18 protein-coding genes are annotated in these 19511 nt (G+C 73.3%); 11 read left to right on the forward strand and 7 right to left on the reverse strand.

From position 1 onward, the window contains the following. Positions 1-22 precede the first annotated feature (22 nt). The 5 genes from LR269_RS04630 to LR269_RS04650 form a co-directional block, all read right to left on the reverse strand. Complete coding sequence (locus tag LR269_RS04630; RefSeq protein WP_231429597.1) at positions 23-700, reverse strand: hypothetical protein; 678 nt, start codon at positions 698-700, stop codon at positions 23-25. A gap of 44 nt (positions 701-744) precedes the next feature. Then, positions 745-1227 (reverse strand): CinA family protein, encoded by a 483-nt coding sequence (locus LR269_RS04635; RefSeq protein WP_231429598.1) that lies wholly within the window; start codon positions 1225-1227, stop codon positions 745-747. 1 nt (position 1228) lies between these two features. After that, positions 1229-2008 (reverse strand): enoyl-CoA hydratase/isomerase family protein, encoded by a 780-nt coding sequence (locus tag LR269_RS04640; protein WP_231429599.1) that lies wholly within the window; start codon positions 2006-2008, stop codon positions 1229-1231. Positions 2009-2131: 123 nt separating this feature from the next. Further along, positions 2132-2845, reverse strand: a complete 714-nt coding sequence (locus LR269_RS04645; RefSeq protein WP_231429600.1) for a hypothetical protein — start codon at positions 2843-2845, stop codon at positions 2132-2134. A gap of 36 nt (positions 2846-2881) precedes the next feature. Next, positions 2882-3745: an AraC family transcriptional regulator gene (locus tag LR269_RS04650; protein WP_231429601.1), complete on the reverse strand. Its 864-nt coding sequence runs from the start codon at positions 3743-3745 to the stop codon at positions 2882-2884. Positions 3746-3814: 69 nt separating this feature from the next. On the opposite strand from LR269_RS04650, the gene LR269_RS04655 reads away from it, so the two are divergent. Next, complete coding sequence (locus LR269_RS04655) at positions 3815-4411, forward strand: dihydrofolate reductase family protein (RefSeq protein WP_231429602.1); 597 nt, start codon at positions 3815-3817, stop codon at positions 4409-4411. Positions 4412-4462: 51 nt separating this feature from the next. Here the strand turns inward: LR269_RS04655 and LR269_RS04660 are convergent, their stop codons facing one another. Continuing rightward, positions 4463-5386 carry a LysR family transcriptional regulator gene (locus LR269_RS04660; protein WP_231429603.1) on the reverse strand — a complete coding sequence of 308 codons (924 nt, stop codon included), beginning with the start codon at positions 5384-5386 and terminating at the stop codon, positions 4463-4465. Between the two features lie 138 nt (positions 5387-5524). Between LR269_RS04660 and LR269_RS18740 the strand changes: the two genes are divergently transcribed. The 9 genes from LR269_RS18740 to LR269_RS04700 all read left to right on the forward strand — a co-directional run bounded on the left by LR269_RS18740 (position 5525) and on the right by LR269_RS04700 (position 16545). Beyond that, positions 5525-5647, forward strand: coding sequence for a hypothetical protein (locus LR269_RS18740; protein ID WP_255679833.1), 123 nt, complete (start codon positions 5525-5527; stop codon positions 5645-5647). A gap of 503 nt (positions 5648-6150) precedes the next feature. After that, entirely contained in the window at positions 6151-6891 is a 741-nt protein-coding gene (locus LR269_RS04665; protein WP_231429604.1) for a peptidase E, read from the forward strand. After that, positions 6888-8243, forward strand: a complete 1356-nt coding sequence (locus LR269_RS04670; RefSeq protein ID WP_231429605.1) for an anaerobic C4-dicarboxylate transporter family protein — start codon at positions 6888-6890, stop codon at positions 8241-8243. The genes LR269_RS04665 and LR269_RS04670 overlap by 4 nt, the downstream gene beginning before the upstream one ends. 19 nt (positions 8244-8262) lie before the next feature. After that, the gene (locus LR269_RS04675) at positions 8263-9696 is read left to right on the forward strand and encodes a threonine/serine exporter ThrE family protein (protein WP_231429606.1); all 1434 of its coding nucleotides are present in this window, start codon (positions 8263-8265) and stop codon (positions 9694-9696) included. 10 nt (positions 9697-9706) lie between these two features. Continuing rightward, a complete protein-coding gene (pyrE, locus tag LR269_RS04680) occupies positions 9707-10267 on the forward strand; it encodes an orotate phosphoribosyltransferase (protein WP_231429607.1) in 561 nt (186 codons plus the stop codon). Continuing rightward, the gene (locus LR269_RS04685) at positions 10267-13905 is read left to right on the forward strand and encodes a hypothetical protein (RefSeq protein ID WP_231429608.1); all 3639 of its coding nucleotides are present in this window, start codon (positions 10267-10269) and stop codon (positions 13903-13905) included. Before pyrE ends, LR269_RS04685 begins: the two co-directional genes overlap by 1 nt. A 17-nt stretch (positions 13906-13922) precedes the next feature. Then, entirely contained in the window at positions 13923-14882 is a 960-nt protein-coding gene (locus tag LR269_RS04690) for a ribokinase (RefSeq protein ID WP_231429609.1), read from the forward strand. Then, positions 14879-15811, forward strand: coding sequence for a nucleoside hydrolase (locus LR269_RS04695; protein ID WP_231429610.1), 933 nt, complete (start codon positions 14879-14881; stop codon positions 15809-15811). Before LR269_RS04690 ends, LR269_RS04695 begins: the two co-directional genes overlap by 4 nt. A gap of 38 nt (positions 15812-15849) precedes the next feature. Next, positions 15850-16545 (forward strand): CoA pyrophosphatase, encoded by a 696-nt coding sequence (locus tag LR269_RS04700; protein WP_374201079.1) that lies wholly within the window; start codon positions 15850-15852, stop codon positions 16543-16545. 198 nt (positions 16546-16743) lie between these two features. Here LR269_RS04700 and LR269_RS04705 read toward each other — a convergent pair whose 3' ends face one another. Continuing rightward, positions 16744-18303: a PLP-dependent aminotransferase family protein gene (locus LR269_RS04705; RefSeq protein WP_231429611.1), complete on the reverse strand. Its 1560-nt coding sequence runs from the start codon at positions 18301-18303 to the stop codon at positions 16744-16746. A gap of 107 nt (positions 18304-18410) precedes the next feature. Between LR269_RS04705 and LR269_RS04710 the strand changes: the two genes are divergently transcribed. Then, the gene (locus LR269_RS04710; RefSeq protein ID WP_231429612.1) at positions 18411-19418 is read left to right on the forward strand and encodes an aldo/keto reductase; all 1008 of its coding nucleotides are present in this window, start codon (positions 18411-18413) and stop codon (positions 19416-19418) included. Positions 19419-19511: the final 93 nt, after the last annotated feature.

Consider the following 19511-nt stretch of genomic DNA (forward strand, 5'->3'; position numbering starts at 1 on the left):
GGCGATCGGAGCGCGTGCGACGTCAGGCGCCGAAGTTGGCCGACGGCGCGATGATCGCGTCGACGCGGTTGTCGTCGACGCTGCCGTAGACCGCGGTCGCGAAGTTCAGCTCGTCGCTGCCGTTCATCGGCGGCAGGTCGACGAGGTCCATCCGGATGTAGCGCGTGGTGAGTCCTGAGGATGGGTTCGTGAAATCGGAGTACTCGCCCGAGATCGCGTCGATCGGGTCGCCCACCAGGGTGCCGTCGACCGCGCGAATCGCCAAGCCGTTCGCATCGATACCGGTGGCGCGCACCCAATGCTCGGGCGTGTACGGGGGCTCGCCGTCGGGCACGGTGTCGACGAGCCGGAGGTCGCCCCAGTCGTGATACGTCGCTGCCGGGGCGTCGTTGCGACCCTCGAACGGAGTGTCGACGGGTGCGCCGAGGTACGCCGAGAGGCCGGCGACGACCGTGTCGGTCGGTTGGAAGTAGTCGAAGCTCGCGAGCTCGTCTCCCGCGGCGTCGACGACGACGATGCGCTCGGTGGTGATGGTGATGCCTTCGGCGACCGGTGTCTCCGGGGTGGGGGTGGGGTTGGGGGCCGGCGTCGAGGCCGGAGTCGGCTGCTCGGTGGGCGACGGGGTCGGCGAACTGCACGCGGTGGTGAGTGCAAGGACGGCGAGGGCGATGACCGGCACCATGATCTTCCGTCGCAACATGGCGTCGACTCTAGTGGTCCTGACGAGTTCAGCGTCCGGTCGAGTCAGGACGCCGGGGGCAGGGCGTCGCGAAGCAGGCGCAGCGCGGCGCCCACCGTCTGGTGCACGACCTCGGACGGGTCGCCTTCGAACTGGAAGTGCACGTCGTGGATCTCGCCGCGCACGGCGACCGCCGCGAAGACGCTCCCCGCCGGTTCGCCGTCGGCCGGGTCGGGGCCGCCCACTCCCGTCACCGCGATCGCGGCGTCGGCGTCGAGGAGCCGGGCGGCACCCGTCGCGAGTTCACGTGCGCACTGCGCCGATGCGACCGATTCGGCGGTGACGCCGAGCACCTCGCGCTTGACGCCCTCGGCGTAGGCGATGATCCCGCCGCGGAACCAGTCGGATGCCTCGTGCCCCGCGCCCAGCGCGTTCGAGAGCGCGCCGCTCGTGAGCGATTCGGCGGCGGCCACGGTGAGACCCGCCGCCTGTGCGCGGTCGGCGACCTCCTCGGCGATGCGCATGAACTTCTCGGCCGGATCCTTCATGTCAGCCCCTTCGTGCGGTGAACGCCGCGATGCGTGCCTGCGCCTCGGGCGTCGCGAACGCGGCGCCGATCGTGCGCGCCTCGTCGTCGAGCGCGTCGCCGAACGGGCGGACGAGCCCCGATCGCACGAGCCGTTTCGCCTGCCCGAACGCGGCGGTCGCCCCGTCGAGCCAGGACCGCGCGACGTCGAGCGCACGCGGCGCGACCTCATCGGGCGCGACGACCTCGGTGACGAGACCCCAGTCGAGCGCCTCGGCGGCGGTGATCGTGCGCGGGGTGAGGGTGAGCTCGAGCGCGCGACGCGTGCCGATCGCCTCGGGCAGCAGCGTGCTCACCCCGCAGTCGGGCGTCAGCCCGACGTCGCTGTACCGGCTCGCGAACGTCGCCTGCTCGCTCGCGACGATGAAGTCGGCGACGAGCATGAAGCCGAGCCCGCCGCCGGCGACCGGCCCCTGCACGGCCGCGACGATCGGCTTCGCGCTCTCGCGCAGCGTCAGGTGGCCGTCGTGGATGCGGTCGGCGAGGCCCGTGATCACGCTCGCGGCGTCGCCGCCCGCGGCGGCGAGCTCCGACATCGCGACGACGTCGCCGCCCGCGCAGAACGCCCGGCCCGAGGCATCCAGCAGCACCGCGCCGACGTCGTCGCGCTCCGCGATCTCGTGCGCGATCTCCTGCCAGCGCGCGATCGCGCCGGGGTCGACGGCGTTGAGCCTGGCGGGGCGGTTGAGGGTGACGCGGGCGAGCCCGTCGGTCACGTCGAGGAGGATCGCGTCATCGGCCATGACGCCGGAGCCTACTCGTCTCGTCGGCTGCGCGCGCGGGCGTTGGCGACCTCCTGACGCGAGCACCCCGACCGGGCCGCACGGGCAGTGGCGGATCGCCAACCCGGGGGCGGCCGACCGGTGTCAGACGCCGAAGTCCGGAGCCGGTGCGTTGAGGCGGGCGATCTCGCCCGTGTCACCGTCGCTCAGCACGTTGACCGAGTAATGCCGCTCGCCGCTCGCGGCCGGGTTCGGCGGGATCGACACCGTGCCGATCTGCGAGACGACGGTGTTGAGCCCGGACGACGGATCGACGTACGGGGACCCGGAGGTGACGCCGATCGTCACCGTCGACAGCAGGTCGCCGACCTGCACGCCGTCGGCCGAGCCGATGCCGGGTGCCGAGCCGATCGGCAGGCCGCCCGCGGTCGCGGCGTCGACGAAGACCCAGTGGTTCGGGATGTCGGGCACGGTGCCGGGCGTGTCGGAGTCGTAGAGCCGCAGGCCGTCCCAGACGTGCTCGACCCCCGGCGGGGACTCGAGCCCGCCGGGGTGCGGTGTGTCGACCGGCGCCCCGAGCACGGCGGTGAGGCCCGCGACGACCTCGTCGGTCGGCTGGAAGTAGTCGTAACTCTCGATGATCGCGCCGCCTGCGTCGCGAACGGTGATCGCCTCGGCTGAGATATCGATGGATGCCGCAGCGGGAGCCGTGCTCTCGGTGGGCGGTGCGCTCGCGCTCCCGGTCGACGGGCCGCTCGGCGAGTCGGGCGACGACGCCGGCGCGCACGCACTGAGCGCGACGACGGCGAGGAGTGCGGTGGCGGCGAGCACGGCTACGCGTGCGGCTGGGCGCGACATGGCTGGAGCCTAGCGGTCGGCGGGGGCGCACCGATATCAGGGCGTGCCCTGATAACCGGGCCACCCGATGGCGGCCTGCGCGGTCGTCAGGGCGCTGCCGACGAGCGCGGTCGGGGTCCACCCCGCGTACCTCCGGACTTCGCGCACCAAGTGGCTCTGGTCGGAGAATCCGAGACGGGCCGCCACGTCGGCGGCGGGCAGCGACCGGAGGGCGACCGCAGCGCGCTCGAATCGCACGAGACTCGCGGCGGCCTTCGGCCCGATGCCGACCTGCTCGGTGAAGCGCGAGGTCACGTGGCGCTGGCTCCACCCCGTCTGCTCGACCAGGTCGCCGACCCTGACCCGCCCGCCGGAACGGTCGATCTGCCGCCACATCCAGCCGACGAAGGGCTCGACCGGCCGGCCGAGGTCGAGCACGTCGAGCAACACGCGGTCGATGAGCGCGAATCGGCGCGGCCAGGTCCGAGCGGCCCACAGCTGCTCGACCAGCCGGTCGTCGAAGACCGGGACCGCATCGGCGAGTTCCACCACGCGGGCCGCGAGCTCGCGGCCCGGCAGGCCGAGCAGTCGGGTGACGCCGAGCGGGGTCAGGTAGACCTGCAGGCAGTGCTGCTCCGCGTCGAACTTCGTCGTCGCGTGGCCGGGCATGATGCCGGCGACGAACGACATGTGGCGACCCGTGCCCTCGCCGGCCGAGAGGTCGACCACGTCGAGGGGCCGTCCGAACGACAGCACCAGCGGTATCAGGGTTCCCGCCACCTGGCGGCGTACGACGGGACGGTCGACGCGTTCGTGATGGCCCACGATGCCGGCCACGAGTCCGGCGAACTCGGGGCGCACGCGATGTCGCACCAGGACCGGGCCCGGTGCGGTCGTCTCGATCACCCCGTCGTTCGTCATCGTCGGTCGATTTTCTTCAAGCCGTCGGCGGCCGCTGCCGCGCAGCATGGGTCATGGAAGGAGAACATGATGCGCAGACTGATCGCGATCGAATTCCTCTCGGTCGATGGAGTCATGCAAGGACTCGGGTCGCCCGACGAAGACCGCGAGGGCGGCTTCGAGCACGGCGGATGGGGAGCACCCTACGCCGAAGCGATCCATGCCTCCAGCGCCTCAGGCGGGCTCGGGGGCACGACCGCCTACCTCTTCGGGCGGAGGACCTACGAGAAGATGGCGGCCTTCTGGCCGTCGGTCCCCGACGGCAACCCGATCGCCGCCCACATGAACGCCACCGAGAAGCACGTCGCGACGGGCACCATTACCGAGTTCGGCTGGCACAACACGAGGGCACTGAGCGGCGACCTCGTCGACGGCGTCGAAGCGCTGAAGCGAGCCGGCGACGGTGCCATCGCGATCCTCGGCAGCGGCGTGCTCGTGCGCGCGCTGCTCGAGGCCGGGCTGATCGACGGGCTGCGACTGTTCGTGCACCCGCTGATCCTCGGGTCGGGCAAGCGACTCTTCGGCGACCTCGAGAGCCCGCGCGCGCTCGCGCTGACCGGCTGCGACACCACCCCCATGGGAAGCCTCGTGCTCGAATACGACGTCGAGCACGACGACGAGCCCTGAACGGCGAGCGGATGCCTCGTGGCGCGTCGCGACCGCGACGGGCGCCCGCGGCTACCGGTCGTTCTCGAGGTGCTGTCGCTCGAGCCGTGCCGACTGGGAGACGAGCACGTCGAGCACGGTGCGCACCGCGAGCCGCTCGGCGACGTCGGGTCGCACGAGCGCGACGATCTGCCGGGCGCTCGCGACACCGCGAAGCGGCTTCAGCACGATCGAGTCGGGCACGGCACCCGAGGTGTACCTCGGAACGAAGGCGATGCCGAGGCCGGCCTCGATGAACGCCTCCATGATGCGCATGTCGCTGAACCGCTGGCTCACGACGGCACGACGGCCGGCCTGCTGCTCGATCGCGTGCAGGATGCGTTCGAACGGGAACCCCGGCGGCACGCCGAGCCAGTTCTCGTCGACGAGGTCGGCCGGGGTGACCTGGGCGCGGCCGGCGAGCCGGTGATCCGCGGGCAGGCCGATGTCGAGCGGCTCGGTGAGGAGCGGCACGACGGTGAGGCCGCGGCCGCCCCATGGCAGCATGCCCGGCATCGTGTGCGCGAGCACGATGTCGTGGTCGGCCGTGAGGTCGCCGAACTCGGCGAGCTCGGGATCGAGGTCGGTGGCGTGGACGACGAGCCCCGCCACCTCGGAGAGCTCGATGAGCACCGAGGGCAGCAGGGTCGCACCGATCGTCGGGAACGTCATCAGCGTGACCTCGCCCGAGGGGTCGTTGCGGAACTCGTCCCACAGGGCGGTCGCGTGCTCGATCGCGATCGCGACATCGGCCGCGCTGCGCGCGAGTGCGTGCCCGGCGCTCGTGAGCACGACGCCGCGGCCGCTGCGTGCGGTGAGCGGCATGCCGGCTTCGCGTTCGAGCACCTTGAGCTGCTGCGAGACCGCCGAGGGGGTGCGGCCGGTCGCCTCGGCCACGGCCGTGACGCTGCCGCGTTCGGCGAGTTCGCGGAGCAGGTCGAGGCGTCGCACATCCATGAAGCAATACTACAACGTTGATGTAGCACTGTGAGCTTGTGCTGAATAGTTCGAGGCGAGAGAATTGTGACGTCGAACGGATGCAACGGTGCACGGTCGCTCGACTCAACCGCATCGTTCCACCCGAAGGGATCCATCGTGATCAGCGTCATCGTTCTGCTCAGCGTCGTCTCGGTCGCCGCCATCGCCGGCTCGATCGTCGTCACCGCGCGCGACGGCTACCGCCGCCAGCCGCGAGAGACGTTCGCGCGCACCGTCTGAGTGCCGCGAATCCCGGAGGTCCGTTCTCCGGGGCATGCAGGGCCGCCGCGCGGGGGAGGGACACCCCCTGTGAAGCGAGTGCGGCCCGACAGCAGGGCCGCCGCGCGGGGGAGGGACACCCCCTGTGAAGCGAGTGCGGCCCGACAGCAGGGCCGCCGCGCGGGGGAGGGACACCCCCTGTGAAGCGAGTGCGGCCCGACAGCAGGGCCGCCGCGCGGGGGAGGGACACCCCCTGTGAAGCGAGTGCGGCCCGACAGCAGGGCCGCCGCGCGGGGGAGGGACACCCCCTGTGAAGCGAGTGCGGCCCGACAGCAGGGCCGCCGCGCGGGGGAGGGACACCCCCTGTGAAGCGAGTGCGGCCCGACAGCAGGGCCGCCGCGCGGGGGAGGGACACCCCGCGGGGCGGCCCTTCTGCTTCGACGGACGCTCCCGCCGCGCCTCTCGACACCGCTCGCCGCCGCCCGATAGCGTGACCGCAGGGCTGGCGCACGAGGGGGGACGCGATGGCGCATGTGGTGGCGACCGGGGCCGGCAAGGCCATGATGGAGCGGCGCAACGATCCGACGCACGACTACATCCTGGGGCTCACCGGCAAGGAGCGCCCGCGGGTGCTGTTCGTCGGCACCGCGACGGGTGACGAGCAGGCGTACACGCTGAGCTTCTACAAGACCTACGACTCCGACCGGTGCGCCCCGCACCACCTGACGCTCTTCCACCGCGATCTCGACGACCTCGCGGAATTCGTGAAGGGCTTCGACGTCATCCACGTGGGCGGTGGCAACACGGCGAACATGCTCGACGTGTGGAAGCGCCAGGGCCTCGACGACATCATGCGCGAGATGTGGCAGGATCCGGCCTCGAACGTCGTCTTCACGGGTGGCTCGGCCGGCGGCATCTGCTGGTTCGAGGGCGGCACGACCGACAGCTACGGTCCGACCCTGCAGGTGCTGCCCGAGGGGCTCGGGTTCCTGCACGGCAGCTTCTGCCCGCACTACGACGCGGAGGACCAGCGGCAGCCGCTCTTCCATGCGGCGCTCAAGAGCGGTGAGCTCGCCACCGGCTACGCGGTCGGCAACCTGCAGTCGCTGCATTTCGAGAACCAGGAGTTCGTGACCGCGATCAGCCCCGTCGACCCGCCGCTCGCCCTCAGGGTCGAGGCGGTCGACGGCGAGATCGTCGAGACTCCGCTCCCGGTGCGGGTGCTGGCGCCCACCGGGCCGATCACGAAGGGGCCGAGCGCGTGAACGACAACGTCTGGATCCTCGTCGCCCAGCTGCTCGTCGTCGTCCTCGCGATCTTCATGGGCACCCGCACGAGCGGGATCGGACTCGGCGTCTGGGGTCTCGTCGGCGTCGCGGTGCTCGTCTTCGGGTTCCAGACGCCACCGGGCAACGCGCCGGTCGACGCGGTGTTCATCGTGCTCACGGTCATCACCGCGGCCTCGGTCATGCAGGCCGCGGGCGGCATCGACTGGATGGTGTCGGTCGCGGCGAAGGCGATCAAGTCGAGGCCGAAGAGCGTCGTCTTCCTCGCGCCCGCGATGTCGTTCCTCTTCACCGTCGGGGCGGGCACGGGCAACATCTTCTACCCGCTGCTGCCGGTCATCTACGACGTCTCCTACGACCAGAAGATCCGCCCCGAGCGGGCGCTGTCGGTCTCGGCCGTGGCCTCGCAGGTCGGCATCCTCTGCAGCCCCGTCTCGGCGGCGACCGCGTCGCTCGTCGTGCTCCTCGCGCCGAGCGGCGTCGACCTGGGCCAGGTGCTGCTGATCATGTGGCCCGCGTCGATCGTCGGGCTCTTCCTCGCGTCGCTCGTCATGGTGCGGCACGGCAAGAACCTCGAGGACGACCCCGAGTACCAGCGGCGCCTCGCCGAACACCTCATCAAGCCCCCGGCCGAGGACACCACCGAGCGCAAGCTGCCGATGACCGCCGTGCTCTCGGCGTCGATCTTCCTCGCCGGCGTCGGGTTCATCGTGCTCATGGGCCTCTTCGAGGGGCTCCGCCCGATCATCGGCACCGACGACAGCGGCGACCCGGTGCGCGTCTCGGTGACGGTCATCATCGAGGTCACGATGGGCGTCATCGCCGCGCTCATCTTCGTCTTCTGCAAGGTCAAGTCGGCCGATGTGCCGAAGCAGTCGACCTTCCCGGCGGGAATGGTCGGCGCGTTCGCGCTCTTCGGCATCGCGTGGCTCGCGAACACCTTCGTCGCGTACAACAACGACCTCATCGTCGAGGGGCTCGGCTCGCTCGTCGCAGGGTCGACGGCGTTCGTCGGAGCGCTCCTGTTCGCGCTCGCGCTGTTCCTCGTCGCGATGCTCACGACGAGCCAGTCGAGCGCGACGAACGCGATCGTGCCGATCGGCCTCGCGATCGGGCTGCCGGCCTCGCTCATCGTCGGCCTCTGGCCCTCCGCGATGGGCATGTACACGCTGCCCGCGAACGGGTCGCAGGTCGCAACGGCGGCCTTCGACCAGACGGGCACAACGAAGCTCGGCAAGTTCGTGTTCGACCACTCGTTCCAGCTGCCGAACCTCGTCTACGTCGTATCGGCGATGATCATCGGCGTGCTGCTCTCGTTCGTCGTGGTCTGAGGCGCCGGGGAGGCATCCGATGGTCGAGGCCGCAGACCGCACCATCCTCCGCACCTTCCTGCTCGGACTCGCGGAGGGGATGAACGCGGCCGCCGATTCGGTCGACCACATCCACGAGGCGCTCGTGCGCGTCGCTCGCGCGTACGGTCGCGACGACACCGACGTCGTCGTCATGCCGACGGTGATCATCGTGCAGACGGGTCACGGCGAGGAGGGCCACGTCGCGCTCCGCTCGGCCGTCAACGCCTCGTTCCGGTTCGACCAGATCGCCGAGCTGTACCGGCTCGTGGGCGAGGCGGAGCGGGCCGAGATCGATCCGCTCGACGGCATCCACCGCCTCAACGAGATCGGTGCCATGAAGCCGGCGCACGGCTGGCTCGTGCGCACGTTCGGGCATGCCGTCCTCGTGACCGGCCTGGCGCTGCTGCTGGCGCCGACCTGGCAGGGCGCGATCATCGCGTTCGGCCTCGGGGCGTTCGTCGGTCTGGCGAAGCTCGTGCGCTCGCCGACCCTGCAGCTCGTGTTCCCGGTCTTCGCCGCTTTCGCGTGCGCGCTGGTCGTGTTCCTGATCGCGCCGTACGTCGAGATCGGCGATCCGATCCGGCTGCTCATCGCGCCGCTCGCGACGTTCCTGCCGGGCGGCGTGCTGACGACGGCGGTCGCGGAGCTCGCGGTCGGGCAGATGCTCTCGGGAGCCTCGCGTCTCGTCTTCGGCATGGTGCAGCTCGCGCTGCTCGCGTTCGGCATCCTGGCCGCCGGCACCGTGGTCGGCGTGGCCAGCACGAGCTACTCGCCGCTCGAGGCATCCGCGCCGTTCCCGTGGTGGACCGCGATCCTGGGCGTCCTGCTGTTCGCGGTGGGCAACTACCTGCACTTCTCGGCGCCGCGCCGCACCTTCGGCTGGGTGCTGCTCGTGCTCGTGGTCGCCTACGCGGGGCAGGCGGTCGGCACCGCGTTGATCGGTTCGACCGTCAGCGGCTTCATCGGGGCGGTGGCGATGACGCCCGTCGTGCTCTGGATCGCGTCACTGCGCAACGGCGCGCCGTCGCAGCTGACGTTCCTGCCAGCGTTCTGGCTGCTCGTGCCCGGAGCGGCCGGACTCGTCGGCCTCACCGAGGCGGTCGGCACCGCGCACGGCCTCGAGGACTTCGCCGATGCGCTCACCGCGATCATGTCGATCGCGCTCGGCGTGCTCATCGGCACCGCCCTGTACCGGGTCGTGCATCACGGCGCGGAGGAGCTCGCCGAGTTCCACATCGACGTGCCCGCTGCGCTCGCCGAGGAGCGGGAACCGCCGTTCTGGGCGCGACTCGTGCCGGGCACGCCGCGCTCGCTGTGGGGCGGGCGGCGTTCGCGCCGCCATGGCGAGGGGCCGTCAGCGGATGCCTCGGGCCGGGAGCGTTCGGAGGGGTCGTCCGATTCCACCCCTTCCTCTCAGGCAGGCGGGCCGTAAAGTATTGCGGGTGACCACGCACGACTCCGACACCCGCCGCAAGCTCATCGAGCACATCTCGGCCGATGCCGTGTTCCACGGCGACTTCACGCTCACGAGCGGCAAGAAGGCGACGTACTACGTCGACCTGCGCAAGGTGAGCCTCGACCACCGCGTCGCCCCGCTCATCGGGCAGGTCATGCTCGACCTGATCGCCGACATCCCCGACGTGGCCGCCGTGGGCGGCATGACGATGGGCGCCGACCCGATCGCGTCGGCGATCCTGCACCAGGGTGCCGCGCGCGGACTCGCGTACGACGCGTTCGTCGTGCGCAAGGAGCCGAAGGACCACGGCCGCGGCAAGCAGGTCGAGGGCCCCGAGCTCGCCGGCAAGCGCGTGATCGTGCTCGAGGACACGTCGACCACCGGCGGCTCGCCGCTCAAGGCCATCGAGGCGCTGCGCAAGGTCGGCGCCGAGGTCGTCGCCGTCGCCGTCGTCGTCGACCGTGCCACGGGCGCCCGCGAGGTCATCGAGGCCGAGGGCGTGCCCTACCTGTACGCGATCGGCCTGGAAGACCTGGGCCTGGCCTGATGAACGAGCGGCAGGGTTTCGACGACGGCGCCGACTGGCTGCTCGCGCAGCTCGCGGGCGGGGCAGCCGATGCGCCCGCGACGCCGACGGCGCCCATGCCGCAGGCCGCACCGCCGGTGCACGGCGCGCCGCAGGTGACGTCGGGCGCGCGTTCGGCGTTCGCACCGCCGCCTTCGCCCGTCGGTCGGGTGCCGCACGCGTCGGCAGCTCCGACGCCGCCCACCACCCCCGCCGCACAGGTCGCACCGCCGACGCCGACCGTGCCCTCGCGACACGACGAGGTGCTCGACTGGTTCTCGCTCGCCGAGCCGCCGGCGTCCGACACCGCGACCCGAGCGCTGCCCGTCGTCGGGTCGCCCGCCGAGGCCGCACCCCAGGGCCTCGCCCCCTCGCCTGCCGCCGCTTCGGCGCCGCCGACGTGGACGCCGCCGTTCTCGGTCGCCCCGCCGACGCCCACCGTCCATCTGACCGAGGTCGAACCGCCGGTCGGGAGCGCTCCGGCGACCCCGCCTGTCGCGCCGGTCGCGCCGGCGTGGGACGCGCCTGCGCTCCCGGTGGACCCCGCCGCCTCAGCCGCGCCGGCTGCGCCCGCGTGGGATGCGCCTGCCGCGCCCGCGTGGGACGCGCCTGCCGCGCCGACCGCGCCCGCATGGGATGCGCCTGCCGCGCCGACCGCGCCCGCATGGGATGCGCCTGCCGCGCCGACCGCGCCCGCCTGGGATGTGCCTGCCGTGCCGGCTGCTGCAGTCGACCCGACGGTGCCCACCACCGGTTCCGTCGCACCCACCGCGTGGAACACCCCCCCAGCGCAGCCGGCCCTGCCCGCTGCGCCCGCCTGGGACGCGCCGGTGGCCGAGACCGCGTGGGGTGTCGCTGCGCCGGTCGCGCCCGGTCCGGCGTCAGCACCGGTCGAACCGCAGCGCCCGCCGGTGCCGCCCGGTCCGGTCACCCCGACCGCACCGTTCGCCCTGACCTGGGGTGAGCAGGAGGCGCGTTCCGAGGCGGAGCTCCGTGAGGCGTTCCAGCGCCTGTCCCAGGAGTCCGCGACCGTCGCGGCATCCCGGCCCGGCGAGACTTCCGCCCCCGAGGCCGGCGCTCCAGCGCAGCCGACCGAGCTCCCCGAGCCGGGGCCGGTGCCGACCGCCGAGGCGGACGACCCGTTCGCCGGCTACTCCGCGCCCCCGGTCGCCCGCAGCTCGTTCACCCCGGTCGGCGGCATCCCGGTGCAGCACCCGACGGCACCGCCCGAGGCGCCCGCAGGGTGGGGCGAGCAACCCGCGCCGCGGGCCGCCGCGAGCTACGACGCCGAACTCTGGGCGGCGCTCAACGATCCCGACGGGAATCAACCGGCCGCATCCGCATCCGCATCCGCGTCCGCATCCGCACCCGCGTCGTTCGTCCCCGTGGCCGAGACGCCTGCGCCGGCTCCCGCACCCGACCTGTTCGCGCCTGCGCCTGCGCCTGCACCCGAGACGTCCGCACCGATGCCCGACGCGACCGCGGCGGAACAGGCGGCCCCTCCGGCGAGGAGCCGCTTCGACGCGTTCGCCGAGCAGCTCGAGCAGCCGTACGTCCGCGACGCCTCGGCCGACACGCGGACCGCGATGTTCCCGGCGATCGCGCCGGCCGCACCGGGCGTGCGGCCCGAACCGCCGGCCGACGACGCGTCGACCGCAGACACCCCGACCGTCGCCGCCTCGATCCTCGATGCCCCCTTCGCGCCGGTGCCGCCCACGCGACAGCCCTTCCCGGCGTTCGCCGCCGAGCCGCGGCGGCCGGCACCGACGCCTGCGGCCGAGCCCGTCGACGACCTGCTCGCCGCGCTCGGCGGAGCCTCGACGCCCCGGACCGAGGTCGACCCGCCCGCCGGCGCCATCCCGATCGTCGGCACCGCGGCCTTCGCCGCGGCCGCGGCGGCCGCAGCCGAGGCTGCGGCGAGCTCGGCCGCGGTCGCGACGCCGTTCGGCGCGCCCGCACCGGCCGCGCCGGCTTCGCCCGGTCCGTCGGGTGGGCTCGGCGAGCTCGGATTGTCGTTCGGCGACGACGCCGACGGTGCCGACCTCGCAGACGACGACACGGATGGCGACGAGCCCCGTGGCCGCCTGCGTCTCTTCGGCCGGCGCCGTACCGATGAGGCGGATGACGAGGACGAGGTCGACTCGCCGATCGCACGCGAGCTCGCCGAGACCGGATACTTCTGGAACCTCACGCCCGATCCGTCGGCGGAGGACCCGCGTGCCGAGGCGACGGGATCGGTCTCGGCGATCCTCGCAGCCGCGAACGACGCCGCGGCGACGGGAGCCCAGGTCTCGACGCCGGCGGTCGCCGGCGCGGCGGCGGGCGTTCCTGCGGCATCGCCGTTCGACGCCCCATCGCCCGGCTGGGACGACCGTGGCGCGGGCGACGTGGAGTCGTCGGTCGGCTTCGACCCCTCCTCCGCGAGCCTCGCCGGCCTCGCGGCTCCCGTGGCCTTCGCCGCCCTCGACGAGCCGGGCGACCTCGAGCCGGGCGACCTCGAGCCGGCCGACGTGCCCGCGTGGGACGAACCCGCCGGCTGGGGCGACCCTGCCGGTCGCGGCGAGCCCGAACCCGACGAGTTCGACCCGACCTCGACCGCAGCCGACGCCGCGTCGCACTTCGGCGCCGTCGCCTTCGACGATGATCCCTTCGCCGCGACGCCCGTCGACCCGTCGTCCGCGGAGGCGCCGCACGGCGCCGTCAAGCCCGTGACCGACGGAATCCAGGTGCTCTTCGGATTCTCGCCCGCGACCGCGCCGCAGCCGATGGTGGGTGCGTTCGCGCCGGCCGCCACCCAGCCTGCGGCGACGGCGCTCATGCCGACTGTTCCGGTCGGCGCCGCGTCTGCGCCGTCCGCCGGCTCGACTGCGGGCGCCGGCCTGTTCGCGTTCGCCGGCGGCAGCGCCGGTGCGGGCGGTGCGACGGGCGGCGGCGGACCGATCCGCGGCGCCTCCGGCCCCGGTGCGGGCGGCTCCGGCACGGGCGGTGCGGGCTCCCCCTCGGGCGGGGGTGGGGGCCGCGGCGGATCGGGCTCCTCCGACCCCACCGGTGGAGACGGAAAGCGAGGCATCCGCCCCCTGGTCTGGATCGCCGGCGCCCTCGTCGCCCTCCTCGTGATCGCCGGCCTCTTCTGGCTCGGCACGCAGATGTCGAAGGGCGGCGGGGCTGCGGCATCCGGCACGCCGACCGCCGAGACGAGCGAGACGCCCACGCCCGAGCCGACCGCGGCGCAGCCCGCGGGGGTGCACGCGTGGGACACGCTCTTCGGCGGCGAGTGCCTCGAGCCGTACACCGACGCCTGGCAGCAGGAGTTCACCGTGGTCGACTGCGCGACGCCGCACGCGGCGCAGCTCGTCTACCGCGGCACGCTGCCGGGCGACGCGGCCGCCGCGTATCCCGGTGAGACCGAGCTCGCGTCGCAGATGAACCTGTTGTGCACCGCAGACGGCGTCATCGACGTCGCGGCCGTGTCGGGCATGACCGACCTGCAGGTTCAGGGCGCGTACCCGGCCGACGCCGCGCAGTGGGACGCGGGTGCACGGTACTACTACTGCTTCGCGAGCCGCTCGAGCGGCGAGAAGCTGACCGCCAGCATCGCCGGCCCCGGCCCGGCCGTCTGAGCCGGGGCGAGGTCGACATGGCCGAGGGAGGTTCGCGCGTGCTCGTCGTGGGCTCGCTCAACGTCGACGCGACGACGTACGTCGAACGATTCCCCGAGCCCGGCGAGACGATCGCCGCACACGCGTTCCAGACGGCGCTCGGCGGCAAGGGATCGAACCAGGCCGTCGCTGCGCACCTCGCCGGCGCCGACGTCGAGCTCGTCGCCCGCATCGGCGACGACGCGAACGGCGGACTCGCCCTGACCGTGCTCGACGGCTTCGGCCTGCCGACGCGCGGCGTCGAGCGCACCGCCGGGTTGCCGACCGGCATCGCCCAGATCACCGTTGCCGACTCGGGCGAGAACACCGTGATCGTCGCCGCCGGCGCGAACCACGAGCTGGGCCCCGACGTCGTCGACTCCGCACGTGAGCGCATCGCGGGCGCGGGCCTCGTGCTCACGCAGGGCGAGCTGCCGGTCGCGACGATCGAGCACCTCGCGGCGGTCTGCGACGAGCTCGGCGTGCGCTTCGTGCTCAACCTCGCGCCGCCCGTGCCGACCACGGCAGCGACGCTCGCCGTGTGCGATCCGCTCGTCGTGAACGAGCACGAGGCGCGTGCCGTGGGCATCCGGCCGGATGTCCCGGAGCCGCCGTCCCTCGACGACTGGCGCGACCTCGCGGCCGCGGCGGTCGGCCGGGTCGCCCGGTCGGTCGTCATCACGCTCGGTGCCGCCGGCGCCGTCGCCGCGACGCGCGCCGGCAGCTGGGCCCTGGCCGCGCCCGCCGTCGAGGCCGTCGACACGACCGGTGCCGGCGACTGCTTCACCGGCACGCTGAGCGCCTTCCTCGCGGAGGGACGTCCGATGCCCGAGGCCGTGCGCATCGCCGTGGCGGCGGGCGCGCTCGCGGTGCAGCGGCGTGGCACGGTCGACTCGTACGCCCCGCGCGCCGAGGTGCTCGCCGCCGCGGGCCTCGGCGACCCGGGCGGTGCCGCATGAGCCTGCCCGTCATCGTCGACTGCGACCCCGGGCACGACGACGTCTTCGCGCTCTGGCTCGCGGCGGGGCATCCGGCCCTCGACCTGCGCGCCGTGACGACCGTCGGCGGCAACGTGCCCCTCGAGCACACGAGCCGGAACGCGCGCGTCGCGCTCACGGTCGCGGGTATCGACGGCGTGCCGGTCGCCGCCGGCGCTGCGGGGCCGATCGCCCGGGTGCTGCAGACCGCCGAGTGGATCCACGGCGAGAACGGGCTCGGCGGCCCGGTGCTGCCCGAGCCGACCGTGCCGCTCGACGAGCGCACCGCGACCGAGCTCATGGCCGACACCCTGCTCGCCGCAGACGAGCCCGTCGCGATCGTCGCGACGGGTCCGATCACGAACGTCGCCGTGCTGCTGCGCGACCGGCCCGAGGTCGCCGACCGCATCCGCGAGGTCGTCTGGATGGGCGGCTCCACCGAGCGCGGCAACGCGACCCCGTACGCGGAGTTCAATGCGCTCGTCGATCCCGAGGCGCTCGACCTCGTGGTGCGCAGCGGCGTGCGGTTCACGATGGTCGGGCTCAACGTGACGCATCGCGCGCTCGTCACCCCCGCCGTGCGCGAGCGGCTGGCCGGCGCGGGCAACCGCACCGCGTCGTTCGCGGGGGAACTGCTCGACTTCTTCTGCCGCACGAACGACGAGGTGTTCGGCATGCCCGACGGGCCGCTGCACGACCCGGTCGCCGTCGCGGTGCTCGCCGACCCCGATTGCGTCGCCCTGCGGCGCACCCGCCTCGACGTCGAGCTGCAGGGCACGGAGACGCTCGGCGCGACGAGCGTCGACTTCGACGGGATGCTCCGCCGCGAGCCGAACGCGTTCGTCGCGGTCGAGCTCGACGTCGACCGATTCTGGGGTCTCGTCGAGGCATCCCTCGCTCGTCTCGGCTGACGGGCGCGGCGTCGGCGGGGCGGGGTAGCCTCGGGAGGGTGACCGCAACTGGAGCCGCTCGCGACGAGCTGGCCGCGCTCGTCGGCGACGCGACGTTCCTCGACGACTGGCGCGACGGCGCCGAGTTCGGCGAGATCGAGTACCGCGACGCCGCCGTGCTCATCCTGTTCGGCGTGCTCGACGAACTGCCGAGCGAGCATACCGCGCACGATCGCGCGGTCTCGCGCGACCTCGACGTCCTGCTGCTCGCCCGGGCCGAGACCCTGCGCTCGCACGCCGGCCAGGTCGCGTTCCCCGGCGGGCGCGTCGATCCGGGCGACCGCGACGTGGTCGACGCGGCGCTGCGCGAGGCTCGGGAAGAGACGGGGCTCGACACCGCGGGCGTCGACGTGCTCGGCACGCTGACGCCGTTGTCGGTTCCCTACTCGGGCCACATGGTGACCCCGGTGCTCGGCTGGTGGCGGTCGCCGTCGCCGGTCGGCGTCGTCGACGTCGCCGAGTCGTCGGCGGTCTTCCGAACCCCGGTCGCCGACCTCGTCGACCCGGCGAACCGCTACACCACGGTGCTGCGCCGCGACGGGCAGGAGTGGCGCGGGCCCGCCTTCCTGCCGACGGTCGCCGGGCGGCAGCACCTCGTCTGGGGATTCACCGCGCTCGTGCTCGACAAGATGCTCGACCGGCTCGGCTGGGCCGAGCCGTGGGACGAGGGGCACGAGCTCGACCTCGAGCCCTGATGCCGTGCGGCGACCATCGGTCGTGGGGTCGCCGCTCGCGGCGTAGGCCGTGCGGCCGGGCCCACTCGATCGCCGAGCGTGACCGTTCGCACCGGATGTTGCCGCTGAACGGGCAACGACGGGTGGCAACGGTCACGCTCGGCGACGCGACGCGACGCGACGCGACGCGACGAGACGCGTCGGCGAGCGTGCGGCGGCTCAGGCGAACGACCGGATGACTCGCGCGAGGCGCGCGACCGCCTCGTCGACGACCGCGTCGGAGAGGTTGCCGTAGCCGACGACGAGCGCCTCCGGCATCGAGTGCGCGCTCGACGCACGGTAGCGGGTGAGGTCGGCGACCGCGAGCTCGGCGCGTGCCGCCGCCGCCGAGACGTCGCTCGCACGAACGCCCGCCGGCAGTGCGAGCACGGCGTGCATGCCCGCGGCGATGCCCGACACCGCGAGTTCGGGGAGCTCGCGCCCGAGGGCGGTGAGCAGGGCGGCGCGCCGCCGCCGGAACCGCCCGCGCGCGGCGCGCAGGTGCCGCTCGAGGTCGCCCCCTTCGATGAACTGGGCGAGCGCCGCCTGTTCGAGCGTCGACGGGCGGGGGCGCTCGGCCAGCCGCACCCGCTCGCGGAGCGCGGGCGGCATGAGCGCCCAGCCGAGCCCGAACACCTGCGCCATCGACTTCGAGAGCGATCCGACGAGCACGACCCGGTCGGGGGCGAGCCCCTGGAGCGCGGCGATCGGTCGGCGGTCGTAGCGGAACTCGGCGTCGTAGTCGTCCTCGATGAGCACGCCGTCGACGCTCCGCGCCCAGCGCACGATCGCGTCGCGCCGTGAGGGCGAGAGGGCGGCACCCATCGGGAACTGGTGCGCGGGCGTGATGAGCGCGGCACGGGCGCCCGTGCGCCGGGCCGCCCGCTCGAGCGCCTCGACGTCGATGCCGTCGCCGTCGACCGGCACGGGCACCGGGGTGAGGCCGGCGGCCGCGGCGACCTCGCGCAGCTTCGACCAGCTCGGGTCCTCGACGACGATCGCCGAGTGCCCGGCGGCCTTGAGGCTCGCGACGACCGCCGTCATGCCGTCGGTCGCGCTGTGCGTGATGACGACGTCGTCGGGCGCGGCGACCGCGTGGCGCGACCGTTCGAGGTACGCGGCGACGGCGGTGCGTGCCGAGGGATGGCCGAGCCGGTCGACGACCGTGAGCTCGGCGTCGGGCAGCACCTCGAGCGCGCGCCGCACGGCAGCCGCCCACCGCGTGCGCGGCACGTGCCTGAGGTCGGGCACGCCGGGCCCCAGGTCGAACCGCGGGCGCCGGTACTCGCCGCGCAACCCCGACGGTCGTCTCGTCGCCCCGGCTGCGGCCGGTGGTCGAGTCGTGACGAAGGCCGGTGTCGAGGCCTCGTCATCAGGTCTCGAGACGCGTGCTCCTTCGTCGCTCGCCACGACCCGAGCACGGATGGCCGCAGCGGGTTCGACCAGTGGGGATGTCGCGGCGCGCGCCGGGACGCGCGTGCCCGAGCCGACCGTCGCCTCGAGGAACCCCTCGGCGACGAGCTGCCCGTAGGCCTCGGTCACCACCCAGCGCGAGACGCCGAGCGTCTCGGCGAGGGCGCGGCTCGGCGGCAGCGCGGCGCCCGCGGGGGCCCGCCCGCTCGCGACCGCCTCGCGGATCGCGCGTTCGAGCCGGTCGCGCAGGGGAGCGGGGCCCGGGCCGAGGTCGAGCATGGTCTCCCACGCGAGGGCCGGTGTGCGGGCGGCAGTGGGGCGAGGCATCCGGTCTCTCGATTGGTCTGGTCGAACGAGTACTGATTGGAGTGTATGCCCGAGCCGATCGGTTCGTACGCTCGAAACCGTCAACCCCACCGATGGAGGAGAACCCCATGCGATACCGCACGATCGGCAACGGCCGCACGAGCTTCGACGTCTCGACGATCTGCCTCGGCACCATGCAGATGGGCACGAAGATCGACGAGGCCACCTCGTTCGCGATCCTCGACCGCTTCGTCGAGGCCGGCGGCACGTTCATCGACACGGCGAACAACTACAGCTTCTGGGACGGCGGGTACGGCCGCGACAGCGAAGACCTGATCGGCCGCTGGCTCGAGAGCCGCGGCGTGCGCGACCGGGTGCGCATCGCGACGAAGGTCGGCGCGGCGAAGAAGGACCCGGCGCTGCCGCTCTCGAACGTGCCGCCGACGAACTTCCAGGGGCTCGGCGCCGACATCGTCGACTGGGAGGTTCGCGAGAGCGCCAAGCACCTCGGCGTCGACCGCATCGACGCCGTCTACGGCCACGTCGACGACCTCGAGACGCCGCTCGCCGAGACCGTCGGCGCCTTCGGCGCACTGCAGGACGAGGGGCTCGTGGGCGTCTCGGGCATCTCGAACGTGGCGCTGTGGCGCATCGTCGAGGCGCGCGAGGAGGCGATCCGCCAGGGCGTCTCGCCGTACGGCCTCGTGCAGCAGCAGTACAGCTACATCTACCCCGTCCCGAAGCTCGGCCGGCAGAACTTCGTGACGCCCGAGCTGCTCTCGTATGCGGCATCCACCGGGGTCGACGGCCGCGCGCCGCTCGCCGTCACCGCCTACTCGCCGCTGCACCAGGGCGCGTACACGCGTCGCGACAAGCCGCTCTGGGGCGGTGTGAACCACCCGACGACGTACGCGCGCATCGAGTTGCTGCACGAGGTCGCGCGCGAGGTCGGTGCGACGCCGAACCAGGTCGCGCTCGCGTGGCTGCTCGGTCGCGAGGTGCCGGTCATCCCCGTCGCGGGGCCGTCGAGCGTCGCCCAGCTCGAGGAGGTGCTCGGCGCCGCCGAGCTCGACCTCGACCCCGAGGTGCGCGCGCGGCTCGACGCCGACCCCGAGGAGGCGCCGCTCGCGGCGTGAGCCGTGCGGCGGGGCTCACTCGATCGCCGAGTGCGGCCGTTCGCACCGAGTGTTGCCGCAGACCGGGCAACGACGGGTGGGAACGGCCACACT

The organism is Agromyces sp. S2-1-8 (assembly GCF_021129215.1).
GTDB classification, from domain to species: domain Bacteria; phylum Actinomycetota; class Actinomycetes; order Actinomycetales; family Microbacteriaceae; genus Agromyces; species Agromyces chromiiresistens.